Genomic DNA, 16,749 nt, shown 5'->3' with positions numbered 1-16,749 from the left:
AGTATCCCCCTTATAATAATTCTATATTTGATTTTTTACATTCTCTATAAGTATATTCATCCCAAATAGAAACTTGCACCTCACCTATATGAGCCTTTCCAAGAAGTAACATAGAAACTCTAGATTGACCTATTCCACCACCTACAGTAAGTGGGAGAGTATCATTAAGTAATAATTTGTGGAATAATAAATTTCGTCTATCATCACAATTTGATTTTTTAAGTTGTTCATCTAAAGAATTTTTATCAACTCTTATGCCTAAAGATGATACTTCAAATGATGTTTTTAATAAATCATTCCAAAATAATATATCCCCATTAAGTTGCCAATCATCATAATCAGGAGATCTTCCATCGTGTTTTTGTCCTGATTTTAAATTATCACCAATCTTCATTATTACTGCAGTTTTATGCTTTTTTAAATATTTATCTTCACGCATCTTAGGGGATAAATCAGGGTACATATCTTCTAATTCTTGAGCAGAAATAAAGCTTATATTTCTTGAAAGTTCAACTGGAATGTTTGGAAACTTTTCCTTTACCAAATCTAAAGTATTACATATACAATTTATAATTATAGATGCTGTATTTTTTAAATAATCTAAGTTTCTATTTCAGCATAATTATTAGTTTCTTTGATTTTAAAGCATACTGGCTTTTCAACTCCATTTAAATTATCATTAAGACCAGTAGATGGATCTAGAAATAGAGGCGCTGAAATTCTTTTTAGATTTAAGCTACTTTTTAAGAAGTTTTCAAATGTATCTTTTATAAATTCGATTGCTATTTGAGTTTCGTAAAGGCTTAAATAAGATTTATAATTTTTAGGAATTATAATTTTACTCATAAAATAAACTCCTCCATTTTAATATAGTAAAAAATATATTGATATTATATTCATGGGTATTAAAAATATTAATATAAATTAAAGTAGAATAAGGAAGAAAAGAATAACAATGTGATATAATGAAATCAATATAAATTAGATATAGGGGGAGATTTTAAGATGATAAAACTAATTGCAACAGATATGGATGGAACTTTATTAGATAAAAATGGAGAACTCCCAAAGGAATTTCCGGAGGTTTTAGATAAATTAGTAAAAAAAAATATAAAATTCGTTGTTGCTAGTGGACGTTCTTATGTTAAGCTTAAAGAAACTTTTAAAGGCATGGAAGGTAAGATTGATTATATATGTGATAATGGAGCATTTGTTGTAGAAAATAATGAAATTTCAAGCATTGAAATTATTGATAGAGAAAAGGTTAAAGAGATAGTTAGGGTTTGCTCAGACATAAAAGACGTTCAAATATTGCTATGTGGCAGAAAAGGAGCTTATCAATTAGATTGTTCTGATAATTTTAATAAAGAAATAAATAAGTATTATAATAAGAAGTATATAGTTGATGATTTATATAATGTTGATGATGATATATTTAAGATAACTGTTTGTGATTTAGGAAATTCATCAAAAAACTCTTACAAGATTTTAGAACCTAGATTTGGAGAAGATCTTAGCGTTGTAGTTTCAGGTGCTATATGGTTAGATATAATGAATAAAAATATAAATAAAGGTAATGCTTTAGAAAAAATCCAAAATGACTTTAATATATCTAAAGATGAAACTATGGTATTTGGAGATTTTTATAATGATGTAGAAATGCTAAAGAGAGCTCATTATAGCTTTGTTATGGAAAATGCCAATGAAGATATGAAACAATATGGGAACTTTATAGCTAAAAGTAATGTGGAAAATGGAGTTATTGAAGCTATTAAAGAATACGTACTAAAATAATTAATTAAAAACTAATAAAGTGAGGGATATATTTAATATGAAATTTGAATTGACTATAAATGAATTAGGTAATCTACTTAAAAAATTAAGTGATGAATATAGATTAGAACTTATGGCTAAAATGGAATTAAGTGGTGGCTTTATGACTATGCATGGAGAAGCAAAGGTAGAAAGTATTCCAGATAAAAATGTTACTTGTAAGGGTAAAAGTAATAATATAATAAGCATAAGAGTTAAGTCAAAAGATAGTGAACATGGTACTTCATTAAAGATTACAAGTATTAGAGATAAAAAATTTAAGGTTGATATTTCATCAGCAACATACAAGGAATTAAAGCCAGGTAAATTAACTTTAAATCAAATAAAAGTAAATGATAAAGAATGTAAATTAAGAATAGATGAAAATATTATCTTTAAGATTCCAGGACCAGTAGAAGAGGTTATAGATATTATAGAAAATTAAAATAGAGGATTTTAAATCCTCTATTTTAAAATAAAATAACTAAAAATTATTTTATTTTATCCATGTTTTCTTGAACGTTTACTAAAGCTTCACCAAATCTTTGGAAATGAACAACTTCTCTTTGTCTTAAGAATTTTAATATTTCTTTTATCTCATACTCGTCTGTTAAATTTATTAGCCATTCATAAGTTGCTCTAGCTTTTTCTTCTGCTGCCATATTTTCATGTAAATCAGCAATAACGTCATCTTTATTTTGTATATAAGTTGCTGTCCATGGATTTCCAGTAGCATCTGTATAGTATAAACCTCTTCCATGATCAGTATAGTGTCCTCCAAGGTCAGCTTTCTTTAATTCTTCAACTGATGCGTTTTCCATTAATTGATATACCATAGTTGCAATCATTTCAACGTGTGCCATTTCTTCTGTTCCTATATCAGTTAATAATGCTTTAGCTTTTCTAGTTGGCATAGTAAAACGTTGATTTAGATATCTTAAAGCAGCGCTTAATTCTCCATCTGGGCCTCCATATTGAGATATAAGGAATTTTGCCATTTGAAGATCCTTACATTTTAAGTTTATTGGATATTGTAATGTTTTTACATAATACCACATAAATCAATAATTCCTCCTTTTAACAATTTTCCCAAGGCCATGGAGAATCTACCCAAGCCTTTGGATTTTCTACAAAAGCTGATCCAAAATTAGTAAGTGGTCCATAAAGATTTTCATATTTGCATATTAAACAATTAAGCTTACTAGATACTTCCTCATAATCTTTTGTAGCTTGTTTATTTTCAGGGAAGTTATCAAGATAAAGATTTAAATCAACTGCATAAAATTGATATTTCATGATTTTTTCTAATAATTCTTCTTTAGACATGTAATTACCTCCTAAAATTTATTTTCCATGATAAGGTTTATAAAGATCTTTAAATATAGTTCCTTTGTTTAAAGCAGAGTTTACTGTAAATAAATTTTTATATAATTGAGGTAGTACATATGCTTTTGCATAATAATCTTTTCTAGAATCATCATCTTTAAAATCTGGCATTAATTTATAATAATCACACATCTAGTTTTTTTCGTCCTTTCAATAAAACTTAATTCAAGATTATATTATGGAATTTAAGTTTATTTTGTGATGCGAAAAATGTAGTTTTTAGGTATAAAAATTATTAAATTATTATAAGTTATGTTTTTGTGTAAAAAAATGTTTATTGAAATTATTTTGTTAGATAGTATAATCATATTATTAGTGAAAAATTAAAGATGATTAAAGAAATACTTAAAAATTAATAGGGGGAAGTATAATGTTAATAGATCATTATGTTGAATTTAAAAACATCTCAAGAATATTTCATGAGTGTTCGAAAGAGGATGGAGAATATAAGGAAGAATCTAAAGGGGAATTAATAGAGTTTTTAAGTAGATTAGATATGAAATTAATTAAAGATATTAAAATTATTCTTCATATAGGTAAAAATGAAGTGGATAACTGTATACATACACCACTTGAGTTATATAAAAGAACAATGACTACATTTGAGGTGTTTAAAGGTTGGAAAGACAAAGAATCAGAAATATTAAGTATTTTAGAAAATAAATTACTTAGTACGCATTTTGATAATGGCCTAGCAGTATTAGATATGAGATAATTATAGAAATAGCTGTGAATATGTAAGTTTATTTAGAGCTATTTTTATTTTAAAGGATAAGAGAAAAGTTATAATTTAATTAGATATAATAAAAGATTGCGATATATGCAGTCTTTTTTATTATACATATATAGATTTGGTTGTTATAATAAAGATGACATATAGCAGAAAGGAGATGAATATGAAGATTTTAAAAGACAAAAAGAAGAAAATAATAATAGGTTTAATGGCTGTTGTAGCAGTAATTGCTTTAGGTTTAATTTATATTAATATATCTAATAATATAAAAAGAGAGAAAAATGAGAAAATTATAGAAGAAGATAAAAAGTTATTAGAAGATATAAAGCAAAACAACATAGTAAAGCCTACTTATAGTAACGAACATGAGCATGATGATGAAATACATAACCATGAATAATTAAAACTAAATTATATATTAGCAATCTAAGCTTAATACATTTTTTATGTATTAAGCTTTTTTATTATGTGAAGTGTAATAAATCAAAATAAATATAAGTATTTATTAAATAGAGGTGATCTAATGGTTAGAAGATTTATTATTATAAAAGGAATAGTACAAGGCGTTGGATTTAGGCCTTTTATATATAAAATAGCTTTAGATAATAATCTTTATGGTAATGTTTATAATACATCAAAAGGAGTTTATGTTGATGTAGAGGGAAAAGAAGAAAATATAAAAAATTTTATCTGCGATATAAAATATAAAGCACCAGTACTAAGTTATATAGAAAGTATTTATGTAGAGGATAAAAAGTTTATTGGATATAAGGAATTTAAAATAATTAATAGTAAACATGAAGAGGGGTTAACGCTTATATCTCCTGATATAGGAATATGTGATGATTGCATAGAAGATATAAAAAATAATTTAAAAAATAGAAGATATAGATATCCTTTTACTAATTGTACAAATTGCGGACCAAGATTTTCTATAATTAAAGGCCTACCATATGATAGAGAATTTACTACTATGAAAGAATTTGATATGTGTAATCATTGTAAAGAAGAATATGAAAATCCATTAGATAGAAGATTTCATGCAGAACCTACTTGTTGCAGAGAATGTGGTCCTAGTATTTTTTTGCTAGATAAGCATGGAAAAAGAATTAAGTGTGATGATGTTATAGCTAAAGTTAAAGAATATATTCTTAAAGGCAATATAATTGCAGTTAAAGGAATAGGTGGTTATAACATAATTTGTAATGCTAAGAACAAAGAAAGTATTGAAATATTAAGAAAAAGAAAGATTAGAAAAACAAAACCATTAGCAGTAATGTTTAGAGATGATAATGTTGCTAGTAAGTATTGTAACTTAAATGAAATAGAGCTAAGTATTCTTAAGAGTAATAAAAAGCCCATAGTACTTTTAGAAAAGAAAAACAAGTTATTACCAGATAATATATCATTTGATAGTCCGTGTATAGGCGCTTTATTACCATATAGTCCATTACATTATTTATTATTTGATAATGAGATAGATAGCATTATTTTTACAAGCGGAAATATCAGTGAAACTCCAATGATATATAAAGATAAAGAATCACTAAGTAAATTAAATAATATTGTAGATTATTATTTAATTCATAACAGAGAAATAAATATGCCAGTTGATGATTCTGTAATTAAGGTTATTGACTCTAAAGAAAGAGTTATTAGAAATGGAAGGGGATATGCACCATTATCAATAAAAAAAGAAAGTAAAGATGAGATATTAGCTTTAGGAGCAGAACTTAAAAATACTATTTCTATAAGTAGTAGGGGATATATTTTTTTAAGCCCGTATTTAGGAAATATGGATAATGTAGGTGGAATATCTAATTTAAATAAAAATATAGATCATATAAAGAAAATATATGATATAAAACCTAAGATTATATGTTATGATATGCACCCAAATTATTGGAGTAATGAGTATATTAAGGGCTTAAACTTAAAAAAGATAGGTATATATCATCATCATGCCCATATTGTTAGTTGTATGGGAGAAAATAATATAAAAGATAATGTTATAGGTATAGCATATGATGGAGCAGGGTTTGGAGAAGATAAAACTATATGGGGTGGAGAATTTTTAATTTGTAATTATAAAGAATTTAAAAGAGTATCACATATATCTACATTTAAGCTTCCAGGTGGGGATAAGGCAACAGAAAACCCGTGGAGAGTTGGAGTAAGTCTTATTTATAAAGCTCTAGGATATGAAAAGTCTTTAGTAGATAAGATATCTAATATAATTTTAAAAGATAAAAAAGATATAAATCTTATATTAGCTATGATAGATAAAAATATAAATTCACCAATATGCTCAAGTATAGGAAGATTATTTGATGGAGTTTCATCATTTTTAGGGTTTACTATGAAGAGAAGTTATGAAGGTGAAGCTTCTATATATTTAGAAAATTTAGCATATAAATTCTTAAAGGATAATAATTCATATAAAGATTTTTATAGATATGAAATAATACAAAATGACGAAATGTTAGAAATTGATTATAAAAAAATAATAATAGGAATTTTAGAAGATATATATAATAAAAAATCTAAATATGAAATAGCATTTAAATTTCATAATACAGTTATAGAATTTTCTATAACTGTAGCCATAAAATTAAGAGAGATTTATAAAATTAATAAGATTGCCTTAAGTGGAGGAGTATTCCAAAATGAAATCTTATTAAGTGGGATAAGTAATAGATTAAAAGGTTATGGATTTGAAGTTATAACTCATAAAATAATTCCATGTAATGATAGTGGTATATCATATGGTCAATTATTGATTGGAAATGAAAAAATATAGATGGAGGATAATATGTGTGTTGCAATACCTGGACAAGTTATTGAATTATATGAAGGTGAAGCTTTAGTAGAATTTATAGAGAGTAAGAAAAAAGTTAATACATCTTTAATTAAAGATGTTAAAGTTGGAGATTATTTGCTTATACATGTAGGGGTAGCAATAGAAAAAATAGATAAAGAAGAAGGGGAAAAGACAGTTGAAATCTTTAAAAGTATGATTTCAAAGTTAGAGGAGAAGTATGAGTAATTTGAATAAAGAAGAGATTAAGTTATGCAAAGATATAATTGAAGAGATAAAAAAGGTCAGTAAAAAAGATATAAAAATTATGGAGGTTTGTGGTACTCATACAAGGAGCATATATAAATATGGAATAGATAAGGTATTACCTCCCAATATTAAGTTAATATCAGGGCCAGGATGTCCTGTGTGTGTTACTAGAGAAGGTTTTATAGAAGATGCAATAAAGCTTTGTAGAAGAGAGGAGGTTATATTAGTAACATTTGGAGATATGATAAAGGTTCCATGTAACATAGGAACACTTGAAATTGAAAAGGCAAAAGGAAGAGACATAAGAGTTATAACTTCGCCTATGCAAACATTAGATATTGCAAGAAACAATAAAGATAAAATAGTAGTTTTTTTAGGAGTAGGTTTTGAAACTACAATGCCTGCTATAGCTATTCTTTTAAAGGAAATTAAAAAGAATAATATAAGTAATTTTTATATACTTCAAGAAGGAAAGCAAATGCCTAAAATAATAGAATCATTATTACAAGATGAGGATATAGAGATAAATGGTTTTTTAGTTCCAGGTCATGTAAGTACAATAATTGGAACTTATGATTTTGAAAAACTCTCAAAAACATATAATGTACCTATGGTAGTTAGTGGGTTTGAATGTTTAGATATTTTGATAAGTATACTTATTCTAGTTAAGATGATTAATAATAAAGAGTATAGTCTAAAAAATTTATATAAAAGAGCAGTTAAAGATAGTGGAAATTATAAGGCTAAAAATATATTAGATGAGGTATTTATAGATTCAATAGGAATATGGAGAGGAATTGGCGAAATAGAAAAGACAGGCTATGAACTTAAAGAAGAATACAAGAAATATGATGCAAAAAAATATTTTAAATTAGAAAATAAAAAAGAAAATATAGATAATGGATGTATTTGTAAGGATATATTAATGGGAAAAAAAGCTCCAGATGAATGCAAATTATTTAAGAAGGTTTGTAATCCAGATAATCCAAAAGGGCCATGTATGGTATCACAAGAGGGAGTATGTTCAATCTTATATTTATATAAATAGTTAGATAAAGGAGAAAGTATGGAAGTTATAACATTAGCTTGTGGAAATGGTGGAGAGGAAAGTAGTAGATTAATTAATGATTTATTTTATAAGTATTTTGGTAATAGTGAATTAATAAAGGGGAATGATTCATCTATTATAGATATAAATAATGAAAAAATAGCTGTATCAACAGATAGCTTTGTTATAAAGCCTATATTTTTTAAAAATGGTGATATAGGAAAGCTTAGCATTTGTGGGACAATAAATGATTTAGCAGTAAGTGGTGCTATCCCTAAATATATTACGGTTGCTTTTGTAATAGAAGAAGGATTCTTATTAAAAGATTTAGAAAAAATAGTTAAGTCAATAAGTAATGAAGCTAAAAATAATAATGTACTTATTATTTCTGGAGATACTAAGGTAGTTGAAAAAGGTAGTTGTGATGGAATTTATATAAACACAACAGGAATAGGTATCATACCTAAAGATAGAGAAGTTTTAGATTATAAAAATATTAAAAGTGGGGATAAAATCATAATAAGTGGAACTATTGGGGATCATGGCACGAGTATAATGTGCGAGAGAGAAGAATTGGGAGTAAGTAGTGACATAAAGAGTGATTGTGCAAGTTTATATGAATTAACAAAACAAATATTAAAGTGCAGTAATAATGTAAGAGTTATGAGAGATCCAACAAGAGGGGGATTGGCTACTACTTTAAAAGAACTTGTAGATTCTTCAGGAATGAGTATGAGAATAAATGAAGAAGATATACCTATAAATGATGGGGTTTATAGTATTTGTGATATGTTAGGGCTTGATCCTTTGTATGTTGCAAATGAAGGTAAGCTTATATGTATAGTTTCAAAAGATGACAGCACAAAAGTTTTAGAAGTAATGAAATCTTTAAAAGTTGGAGAGAACTCAAAGATAATAGGTGAAGTTATAGATGATAACAAGAAAAAGTTATATTATAAAACTTTCATAGGAGCAGAAAGAATATTAGAAAAAGCAAAGGGAGAACAAATACCTAGAATTTGTTAAAGCTTAATTTATTAAAAGGGATGGGATGAGGTATGGAGAGTAAAATAGCATTAATTTATAAGTCGAAGTATGGAAGTACTAAAAAATATGCTAATTGGTTAAAAGAAAAATTAAAATGTGATATATATGAAGGTAATAAGGTTAAAATAAAAGAGTTACTTAAATATGACACCATAATATATGGTGGTGGAATATATATGGGAAAATTAAATGGATTTGATCTTATTAAAAAGAATATAAACAAACTATCAAAAAAGAAAATAATAGTTTTTGCTGTTGGATGTTCTCTTGAAAGCGAAAAGAATTTAAATAAGATAAAGAAGAATAATTTACAAAATGGATTAGATAAAGATATTAAGTTATTTTATTTTAGAGGTGGTTTAGATTTTAAAAATCTAAAATTCTGTGATAAGATGGCACTAAAATTATTTAGAAATACATTAGTAAATAAAAAAGAACCATTAACTGAAGAGGAAAGATTGATTTTAAGTTATTATGAAAAAGCACATGATTGGACAAATGAAAATAGTTTAATTCCTTTAATAAAATATGTAAATGAAAAATAAAAACCACCTTTTGGTGGTTTTTATTTATAAATATTAAGCTCTGTTTACTGAACCGAATAATTCCATTTTTTCTTTAACGATATCTTTGATAGCTTCGAATCCTGGAGCAAGAAGTTTTCTTGGGTCGAATCCTTTTCCTTCTAAGTCTTTTCCAGCTTCAATGTACTTTCTTGTAGCTTCTTGGAAAGCTAATTGACATTCTGTGTTTACGTTAATCTTTGAAACTCCTAATGATATAGCTTTTTTGATCATATCAGCAGGGATTCCAGTACCTCCGTGTAATACTAAAGGCATTGGTGAAGTAGCTTCGTTTATAGCCTTTAATGCATCAAAGTCTAATCCTTTCCAGTTTGCTGGGTATTTTCCGTGGATGTTACCGATACCAGCAGCTAACATTGTAACTCCTAAATCAGCGATTTTCTTACATTCTTGAGGATCTGCGATTTCTCCAGCTCCAACAACTCCGTCTTCTTCTCCACCGATTGATCCAACTTCAGCTTCTAATGATAAACCTTTTTCTGAAGTTAATTTAACTAATTCTGAAGTCTTTTCTATGTTTTCAGCTAATGGATAGTGTGATCCATCGAACATTACTGATGAGAATCCAGCTGCCATAGCTGCCTTAGCACCTTCATAGCTACCGTGGTCTAAGTGTAATGCTACAGGAACTGTTATGTTTAATTCTTCTAACATTCCGTTAACCATTCCAACTATTGTTTTGTAACCACACATGTATTTTCCTGCACCTTCTGATACTCCTAAGATTACAGGTGAATTATTTTCTTGAGCAGTTAATAAAATAGCTTTAGTCCATTCTAAGTTATTGATGTTGAATTGTCCAACTGCATATTTGCCTTCTCTTGCTTTATTTAGCATTTCTTTTGCTGAAACTAACATTTGCAAAACCTCCATATACTTATAAATTATTATTTTGAGAAATATTTATAATGATTACTTAAAATAATAAGTTAAATATAAATCAAATAATTTTTACATATATTTCTCTCTACCTAGTAGTATAACTCAAAATTGGAATTATGAAAATAGTAAAATATATAAAATTACCATTATAATATCCTATAATTTGAAATTTACATAAATAATATGTTAGCTATAAGTTAATGTTTTATTAATAAGTAATTTTGTTTCCAAAATTTAATCTTTTTAAATAACTGAAAGTGATATAATATAAATAACTGAAAGTGATATAATAATAGTATAGAAATATTCAAATGATAAATAGGGGAATGAACAAAAATGCAAATGGATAAGAAAAAGAGAAGAGCAATGCAAAAAAGAAAACAAATTAGAAGAAGAATTATTTTTGGAGCTATTTTAATAGTACTTATAGCTTCAGGCGTTAGTATTTATGCTCATGAGCGTAATACTGATAAGAAGAGTGAAGTTACAACAAATCAGCAAGATAAAGCAAACAATGCTTCAAATCAGCAAGATAAAGCAAACAATGCTTCAGAAAATACTCAAAAAGAAGCACCAAAACCAACAGATATTATGCCAGGACAAAATATTATCTATGCAGCAGATAGCTATGCAGTTCCTGCAAATGATGTGTACAGAATGATAAATACTGCAGATAAAGTAAATAATGAAAAAGAAGTATTTTTAACATTTGATGATGGTCCTAGTGAAAATACAAGTAATATATTAAAGATATTAAAAGAAGAAAATGTACATGCTACTTTCTTTGTATTAGGATCTCAACTTAAAAATAATCCTAAAAATCAACAATTATTAAAAGATGAAATAGATAGTGGAAATGCTATAGCCAATCACACTATGACTCATGATTACAGAATATTATATCCAGGAAATAGTGTTAACGTAACAAAATTTATGAATGAAATAAATGAAAATAATGCACAAATGAAAGAAATACTAGGTGAAAATTTTGACTGTAGAGTTTTAAGAATGCCTGGTGGATATATGTCAAGAAAATATTATAGCGATCCACATTTAAAGAAATTAAATGAGGAAATGAATAAAGAAGGAATTATGTCTATAGATTGGGATGCTGAAACTGGTGATGCAGAATCTAATACTTATTCAGTTGAATATTTAATTTCTAGAGCTAAAAAAAGTATAGGTAAAGAACATATAATATTATTAATGCATGATGCAGCTGCTAAAAAATCAACTGTTAAGGCTTTACCATCAATTATAAAGATGTTTAAAGAAAATGGATATAAGTTTAAAGTTATAAAAAATGCTCCAATGAGTTATTTTAAGTCAGATAATAAAACTCAAAACTCTCAAAATAATAATAGTAGTAATTCAACAAGTACAACAAATAGTAGTGCTGATGCTACAACTAAATAATATGAAATAAAAAATAAAAAGTAACTTTTCAAAATATGAAAAGTTACTTTTTATTTTAGTTATATAATATTTCTTTTGATATATCATTATAATATGGTGAACTTGGATAAGAGTCTTCTAAATGTTGAGCATATTTCTTTGCTTCAGCTTTATCACCTTTATCATTATAATATAAACATAAATTATATAATATTTCAGCTGTATAAAGATCAGAATGAGGATAATCTGTTAAGTATTCCTTGAAATATTTAACACTATCATCTTTTTTGTCTAACGCATTTTCGGTTGCTCCCATAAAGTATAATATATGAGGTCTTAAATAAGTATCATTACTATATTGGTAAGCTTTTGATAAGTTTTCTAATGCTTTGTCAAATTTTTTATCCTTATAATCATTTAAACCATCATTATAATATTTTTCTACACCATCTTTTTTCATGATTTCAATAGCTTTATCATAACTATCTTTATCATCAGCTGGTATTTTATCAGCTGGGGCTTCATCTAATAAAGTATAAATTTTATTTATATCCTTATCTTGAATAGCCTTATCAAGATTTTCTTTGAAATCTTTAGGTATTTCTTTTTCATTTTCTTGGTTTACTTGTGCTTGTTCAGTTTCTGCTTTGTTTACATTTGACGCTTTAAAGTGGTTAACTCCAGCATAAGCTGCAACAACTACGATAATTGCACAAACTGCAATGATTGCTGATTTTTTACCTTTCTTTTCAGAAGTTTTAGGTTCAGCTGTTTCTGATTTTTGAGAAGTATCATTATTATTTTCAATGGTTTCAGAATTAGAATTGTTGTTATTGTCATCTTCTGAAGTGATAGCTATATCTTCTTTTATATTTGTATCATTTTCTACTAATTTATCCTGTTTTGAATCTTCGTTTATATCTGAAGTATTATTTACAATTGAGTTTTCATCACTTTCATTATTAACTTTTTCATCGCTAATGTTTTTAGGTGCAACATCAATTGTAGGATTTACAACTTCTTCAATTTCATCTTCAGGAGTACTACTTACAGCATTTAGGTTATCAAAACTTAAAGCTTTATCTTTAGTAGATTTATCTATATCTTCAAGATGCATTTTTGCTGTTGGATTATTGTTATACTCAGCATTAATCTTCCAGTTTAAAACAGCTTCATCTATTCTGTCTAGTTTATATAATATTTCTCCTTCAAGTTCTAAAGCTTTTTCATTATTATAATCTTTTGCTAAAATCTTATCGCAAATCTTTAAAGCTTCTTTATAATTTTTATTTTTATAGTGTTTGGTTGCTTTGTCTAGTTTTTTATCAAAATTACTCATAACTCCTCCTTGATAAAACTTATCCTTATTATTTTAGTATATAATATTAAGAAAAATATTTCAAAAATATTTCATTTGTAGTTATTTGTCTAAAAAACATAAATTTTTTTAATTAATTGCTTTAATTTTGTATGCTTTTGATGAATATATGTAAAAGTTTTAACAAAAACTATTTACAAATATAACTTTAAGAAGTATTATATGATTATAGAAATTAAAAGATAATAATTATTGATTAATAATTCATATAAATAAGGAGGAATTAATTATGAAGGTTCTTGTTATAGGATGTACACATGCAGGTACAGCAGCGGTAGTAAATTTAAAGGCATTATATCCAGATAGTGAAGTAACTATATATGAAAGAAATGATAACATTTCGTTTTTATCATGTGGTATAGCACTTCATGTTGGAGACGTTGTTAAGAATTTAAATGATATGTTTTATAGTTCACCAGAACAATTAGCAAAGCTTGGTGTTAAGACAAATATGAAACATGATGTTTTAGATATAGATTTTGATAATAAAAAAGTTAAGGTTAAGAATTTAGTAACAGAAGAAATATTCGAAGATAACTATGATAAATTAGTTTTAACAGTTGGTTCATGGCCAATAGTTCCAAATTTTGAAGGTGGAGATTTAGAAAATATTGTTTTATGCAAAAACTACAATCAAGCAAAAGATATTACTGAAAAAGGTAAAAAGGCTAAGAATGTAGTTATAATTGGAGCAGGATATATTGGAGTTGAACTTGCAGAAGCATTTGAAATGCTAGGTAAGAATGTAACATTAATTGATGCAGAAGAAAGAATAATGTCTAAGTATTTAGATAAAGAATTTACAGATATAGTAGAAAAATCATTTAAAGAACATAATATTAATTTAGTTCTTGGTGAAAAAGTTAAAAAGTTTGAAGGAGAAAACGGAAAGGTACAAAAGGTTGTAACTGATAATGGTACTTATTCTGGAGATTTAGTAGTTTTATGTATCGGATTTAAACCAAATACAAAATTAGTAGAGGAAAAGATTGATACTCTTCCAAATGGTGCTATAATCATCGACGAATATATGAGAACAAGTAGAGAAGATGTATTTGCAGCTGGAGATTGTTGTGTTGTTAAATTTAATCCAACTGGAGAAGATAGATATATTCCATTAGCTACAAATGCAGTAAGAATGGGAACTTTAGTTGCTAGAAATATTAATGGACCTACAATTAAATATATGGGTACTCAAGGTACATCAGGTATTAAAATTTATGAAGAATGTATAGCATCTACAGGTTTAACAGAAGAAGGAGCTAAACTTTCAGGAATAGAAGTTGAAACTTCAACAATTGAAGAAAATTACAGACCAGAATTTATGCCAACATATGAAAAGGCAATGGTTAAGATTGTGTTTGATAAAAATTCAAGAAGAATTCTAGGAGGTCAAATTATTTCAAAGGCTGATTTAACTCAATTTATGAATACACTATCAGTTGTAATTCAAAATAAGATGACTGTAGAAGAACTTGCAATGACTGATTTCTTCTTCCAACCACACTTTAATAAACCTTGGAGTTTATTAAATTCAGTAGCACTTAATGCTCTATAAGATATAAGATTCTAAAAAGTCTATCATATTCATATGATAGACTTTTTTATTAAGTTAAATTTAGTGTTTTACTTAGATTATAGAATATAACTTTATGAATATAAAATTAAATACAAAGCTTTCTATAAATTTTATATAAAAGAAAATAAATAATTTATAAAAGGTATAAGTATAATTAAAACAAATGCAAAATAAATATATTAATAGTTGTGGAAGATATAATCGGTTTGTGTTATAATTTTCATGTTATTCTTTAATAATGGAGGAGTAAGTATATGAAACACATAAAAACAATTAATAAAACAAACATCAAAAATAGTTTAAAGAAGCCAGGATGCAAAGAATGTGCAAACTCATGCCAATCAGCATGTAAAACTTCATGTACAGTTGCAAACTTAGAATGCGAAAACTAATAAATGGGCAGTAACTTAAACTTAAGTTACTGCTTAATTATTAATGTGTTTAGGAGGAATTTTAATAATGGCATTAATACATAAATTTAAACAAGGTGACAATTGTTTTGTCTTAGATGTTAATACAGGTGCAGTTCACGTTGTTGACGAATTAGTATATGATTTAGTAGATGACAACGGATTAAGAGATAAAGATACAATAATAAATGAATTAAAATCAAAGTATGATGAAAAAGAAATAAGTGAAGCTTATGATGAAATAAAAGAATTAGTAGATGAAGATATGCTTTACACAAAAGATTTATATGAAGATATAGCTCACAGTTCAATGGACGATAGAGATTATATAAAAGCTGTTTGTTTAAACATCATACATGGATGTAATTTAAGATGTAAGTATTGTTTTGCAGATGAAGGGGAATACCATGGACATAAAGGTGTTATGGATTTAGAAACTGCAAAAAGAGCAATAGATTATGTAGTAAAAAGAAGTGGTCCTAGAAAAAATATAGAAATAGATCTTTTCGGTGGAGAACCAACTCTTATAATGGATACTATAAAAGATATAATAAAGTATGCAAGAGATAATGAAAAGAAGTGGAACAAGAACATTAGATTTACTATGACTACAAATGCAACTCTTTTAGATGATGAAATGATGGAATTTATGGATAAAGAAATGGGTAACATAATCCTTTCATTAGATGGAAGAAAGCAAGTAAATGATAATGTAAGAATTAAAGTTGATGGTTCAGGTTCATATGATGATATACTTCCAAACATTAAGAAGATGGTTGAAAAGAGAAATAAGGACAAGATGTTCTATGTAAGAGGAACATTTACAAGAGCTAATACTGATTTCTATGAAGATGTTATGGAAATGGCAAAAGAAGGTTTTAGAGAAATTTCAATAGAACCAGTAGTATTACCAGATGAACATCCACTTTCATTAAGAGAAGAAGATTTAGATACTATATTTGAAAATTATGATAAGCTTTATGAAGAAATGGCTAGAAGAAAGAGAGAAGGGGACGAATTTAGATTCTATCACTTTAATGTAGATTTAAATGGCGGACCATGTGTTTATAAGAGAATTTCAGGTTGTGGAGCTGGATTTGAATATGTAGCTATAACTCCTCAAGGTGATGTATATCCATGTCACCAATTTGTAGGTAAGGAAGAATATAAATTAGGTACAATATTTGATGATACTTACGATAAAGACCTTGGAATGAAGTTTAAAAAAGCTCATATATATAATAAGCCAAAGTGTAGAGAATGTTGGGCAAGATTCTACTGTAGTGGAGGATGTCAAGCTAATAATATAAACTTTAATGGAGACATAAATGTTCCATATGAAATTGGATGTAAGATGCAAAAGAAGAGAATTGAATGTGCAATTGCATTAAAGGCAGTAGAATAGATTAAAATATTTTGGAGTGATAA

General features: G+C 26.7%; 18 protein-coding genes and 1 pseudogene. 13 read left to right on the top strand and 6 right to left on the bottom strand.

Going from position 1 to position 16,749, the window contains the following annotated elements; all coding sequences use genetic code 11:
* Positions 1 to 10 precede the first annotated feature (10 nt).
* Positions 11 to 846 (bottom strand): annotated as a pseudogene (locus SPJ33_RS07510) (aspartate--ammonia ligase).
* A 159-nt stretch (positions 847 to 1,005) separates the two neighbouring features.
* Here SPJ33_RS07510 and SPJ33_RS07505 point away from each other — a divergent pair.
* The gene (locus SPJ33_RS07505; RefSeq protein WP_321117351.1) at positions 1,006 to 1,794 is read left to right on the top strand and encodes an HAD family hydrolase; all 789 of its coding nucleotides are present in this window, start codon (positions 1,006 to 1,008) and stop codon (positions 1,792 to 1,794) included.
* A gap of 37 nt (positions 1,795 to 1,831) precedes the next feature.
* Entirely contained in the window at positions 1,832 to 2,257 is a 426-nt protein-coding gene (locus tag SPJ33_RS07500; protein ID WP_321117350.1) for a UDP-N-acetylglucosamine pyrophosphorylase, read from the top strand.
* A gap of 46 nt (positions 2,258 to 2,303) precedes the next feature.
* Here SPJ33_RS07500 and SPJ33_RS07495 read toward each other — a convergent pair whose 3' ends face one another.
* The 3 genes from SPJ33_RS07495 to SPJ33_RS07485 are packed head-to-tail and all read right to left on the bottom strand — an operon-like array spanning position 2,304 to position 3,330.
* Entirely contained in the window at positions 2,304 to 2,870 is a 567-nt protein-coding gene (locus SPJ33_RS07495) for a manganese catalase family protein (RefSeq protein WP_321117349.1), read from the bottom strand.
* A gap of 19 nt (positions 2,871 to 2,889) precedes the next feature.
* A complete protein-coding gene (locus SPJ33_RS07490) occupies positions 2,890 to 3,138 on the bottom strand; it encodes a spore coat protein CotJB (RefSeq protein ID WP_321117348.1) in 249 nt (82 codons plus the stop codon).
* Positions 3,139 to 3,156: 18 nt separating this feature from the next.
* A complete protein-coding gene (locus SPJ33_RS07485; protein ID WP_321117347.1) occupies positions 3,157 to 3,330 on the bottom strand; it encodes a spore coat associated protein CotJA in 174 nt (57 codons plus the stop codon).
* Positions 3,331 to 3,568: 238 nt separating this feature from the next.
* Between SPJ33_RS07485 and SPJ33_RS07480 the strand changes: the two genes are divergently transcribed.
* The 7 genes from SPJ33_RS07480 to SPJ33_RS07450 all read left to right on the top strand — a co-directional run bounded on the left by SPJ33_RS07480 (position 3,569) and on the right by SPJ33_RS07450 (position 9,638).
* The gene (locus SPJ33_RS07480; protein WP_321117346.1) at positions 3,569 to 3,913 is read left to right on the top strand and encodes a hypothetical protein; all 345 of its coding nucleotides are present in this window, start codon (positions 3,569 to 3,571) and stop codon (positions 3,911 to 3,913) included.
* 181 nt (positions 3,914 to 4,094) lie between these two features.
* The gene (locus SPJ33_RS07475; protein ID WP_321117345.1) at positions 4,095 to 4,331 is read left to right on the top strand and encodes a hypothetical protein; all 237 of its coding nucleotides are present in this window, start codon (positions 4,095 to 4,097) and stop codon (positions 4,329 to 4,331) included.
* A 123-nt stretch (positions 4,332 to 4,454) separates the two neighbouring features.
* Complete coding sequence (gene hypF, locus SPJ33_RS07470; RefSeq protein WP_321117344.1) at positions 4,455 to 6,731, top strand: carbamoyltransferase HypF; 2,277 nt, start codon at positions 4,455 to 4,457, stop codon at positions 6,729 to 6,731.
* 12 nt (positions 6,732 to 6,743) lie between these two features.
* Positions 6,744 to 6,977 carry a HypC/HybG/HupF family hydrogenase formation chaperone gene (locus SPJ33_RS07465; protein WP_321117343.1) on the top strand — a complete coding sequence of 78 codons (234 nt, stop codon included), beginning with the start codon at positions 6,744 to 6,746 and terminating at the stop codon, positions 6,975 to 6,977.
* On the top strand, positions 6,970 to 8,046 hold the full coding sequence (hypD, locus tag SPJ33_RS07460; RefSeq protein ID WP_321117342.1) for a hydrogenase formation protein HypD: 1,077 nt from the start codon (positions 6,970 to 6,972) through the stop codon (positions 8,044 to 8,046). The genes SPJ33_RS07465 and hypD overlap by 8 nt, the downstream gene beginning before the upstream one ends.
* A gap of 18 nt (positions 8,047 to 8,064) precedes the next feature.
* A complete protein-coding gene (gene hypE / locus SPJ33_RS07455) occupies positions 8,065 to 9,072 on the top strand; it encodes a hydrogenase expression/formation protein HypE (protein WP_321117341.1) in 1,008 nt (335 codons plus the stop codon).
* 32 nt (positions 9,073 to 9,104) lie between these two features.
* A complete protein-coding gene (locus SPJ33_RS07450; protein ID WP_321117340.1) occupies positions 9,105 to 9,638 on the top strand; it encodes a flavodoxin domain-containing protein in 534 nt (177 codons plus the stop codon).
* A gap of 33 nt (positions 9,639 to 9,671) precedes the next feature.
* On the opposite strand, the gene fba is transcribed toward SPJ33_RS07450, so the two are convergent.
* Positions 9,672 to 10,535, bottom strand: a complete 864-nt coding sequence (gene fba / locus SPJ33_RS07445; protein WP_321117339.1) for a class II fructose-1,6-bisphosphate aldolase — start codon at positions 10,533 to 10,535, stop codon at positions 9,672 to 9,674.
* Positions 10,536 to 10,895: 360 nt separating this feature from the next.
* Here fba and SPJ33_RS07440 point away from each other — a divergent pair, with 360 nt between their 5' ends.
* Entirely contained in the window at positions 10,896 to 11,975 is a 1,080-nt protein-coding gene (locus SPJ33_RS07440) for a polysaccharide deacetylase family protein (protein WP_321117338.1), read from the top strand.
* 55 nt (positions 11,976 to 12,030) lie between these two features.
* On the opposite strand, the gene SPJ33_RS07435 is transcribed toward SPJ33_RS07440, so the two are convergent.
* Positions 12,031 to 13,293 (bottom strand): hypothetical protein, encoded by a 1,263-nt coding sequence (locus tag SPJ33_RS07435; RefSeq protein ID WP_321117337.1) that lies wholly within the window; start codon positions 13,291 to 13,293, stop codon positions 12,031 to 12,033.
* Between the two features lie 268 nt (positions 13,294 to 13,561).
* Between SPJ33_RS07435 and SPJ33_RS07430 the strand changes: the two genes are divergently transcribed.
* The 3 genes from SPJ33_RS07430 (at position 13,562) to scfB (ending at position 16,726) form a co-directional block, all read left to right on the top strand.
* Positions 13,562 to 14,890, top strand: coding sequence for an FAD-dependent oxidoreductase (locus SPJ33_RS07430; protein WP_321117336.1), 1,329 nt, complete (start codon positions 13,562 to 13,564; stop codon positions 14,888 to 14,890).
* 275 nt (positions 14,891 to 15,165) lie between these two features.
* Positions 15,166 to 15,303 carry a six-cysteine ranthipeptide SCIFF gene (gene scfA / locus SPJ33_RS07425; protein ID WP_035279055.1) on the top strand — a complete coding sequence of 46 codons (138 nt, stop codon included), beginning with the start codon at positions 15,166 to 15,168 and terminating at the stop codon, positions 15,301 to 15,303.
* A 67-nt stretch (positions 15,304 to 15,370) separates the two neighbouring features.
* Positions 15,371 to 16,726 (top strand): thioether cross-link-forming SCIFF peptide maturase, encoded by a 1,356-nt coding sequence (scfB, locus tag SPJ33_RS07420; protein WP_321117335.1) that lies wholly within the window; start codon positions 15,371 to 15,373, stop codon positions 16,724 to 16,726.
* Positions 16,727 to 16,749 lie beyond the last annotated feature (23 nt).

The sequence above is a fragment of the Clostridium sp. genome (assembly GCF_034179595.1).
In the GTDB taxonomy this organism is placed as follows: domain Bacteria; phylum Bacillota; class Clostridia; order Clostridiales; family Clostridiaceae; genus Clostridium.
This window is presented reverse-complemented; position numbering and strand designations above follow the sequence as displayed.

Coding starts and splice junctions, on each gene's coding strand:
- SPJ33_RS07505 (WP_321117351.1), top strand. CDS start 1,006: ATGATAAAACTAATTGCAACAGATATGGATGGAACTTTATTAGATAAA.
- SPJ33_RS07500 (WP_321117350.1), top strand. CDS start 1,832: ATGAAATTTGAATTGACTATAAATGAATTAGGTAATCTACTTAAAAAA.
- SPJ33_RS07495 (WP_321117349.1), bottom strand. CDS start 2,870: ATGTGGTATTATGTAAAAACATTACAATATCCAATAAACTTAAAATGT.
- SPJ33_RS07490 (WP_321117348.1), bottom strand. CDS start 3,138: ATGTCTAAAGAAGAATTATTAGAAAAAATCATGAAATATCAATTTTAT.
- SPJ33_RS07485 (WP_321117347.1), bottom strand. CDS start 3,330: ATGTGTGATTATTATAAATTAATGCCAGATTTTAAAGATGATGATTCT.
- SPJ33_RS07480 (WP_321117346.1), top strand. CDS start 3,569: ATGTTAATAGATCATTATGTTGAATTTAAAAACATCTCAAGAATATTT.
- SPJ33_RS07475 (WP_321117345.1), top strand. CDS start 4,095: ATGAAGATTTTAAAAGACAAAAAGAAGAAAATAATAATAGGTTTAATG.
- hypF (WP_321117344.1), top strand. CDS start 4,455: ATGGTTAGAAGATTTATTATTATAAAAGGAATAGTACAAGGCGTTGGA.
- SPJ33_RS07465 (WP_321117343.1), top strand. CDS start 6,744: ATGTGTGTTGCAATACCTGGACAAGTTATTGAATTATATGAAGGTGAA.
- hypD (WP_321117342.1), top strand. CDS start 6,970: ATGAGTAATTTGAATAAAGAAGAGATTAAGTTATGCAAAGATATAATT.
- hypE (WP_321117341.1), top strand. CDS start 8,065: ATGGAAGTTATAACATTAGCTTGTGGAAATGGTGGAGAGGAAAGTAGT.
- SPJ33_RS07450 (WP_321117340.1), top strand. CDS start 9,105: ATGGAGAGTAAAATAGCATTAATTTATAAGTCGAAGTATGGAAGTACT.
- fba (WP_321117339.1), bottom strand. CDS start 10,535: ATGTTAGTTTCAGCAAAAGAAATGCTAAATAAAGCAAGAGAAGGCAAA.
- SPJ33_RS07440 (WP_321117338.1), top strand. CDS start 10,896: ATGCAAATGGATAAGAAAAAGAGAAGAGCAATGCAAAAAAGAAAACAA.
- SPJ33_RS07435 (WP_321117337.1), bottom strand. CDS start 13,293: ATGAGTAATTTTGATAAAAAACTAGACAAAGCAACCAAACACTATAAA.
- SPJ33_RS07430 (WP_321117336.1), top strand. CDS start 13,562: ATGAAGGTTCTTGTTATAGGATGTACACATGCAGGTACAGCAGCGGTA.
- scfA (WP_035279055.1), top strand. CDS start 15,166: ATGAAACACATAAAAACAATTAATAAAACAAACATCAAAAATAGTTTA.
- scfB (WP_321117335.1), top strand. CDS start 15,371: ATGGCATTAATACATAAATTTAAACAAGGTGACAATTGTTTTGTCTTA.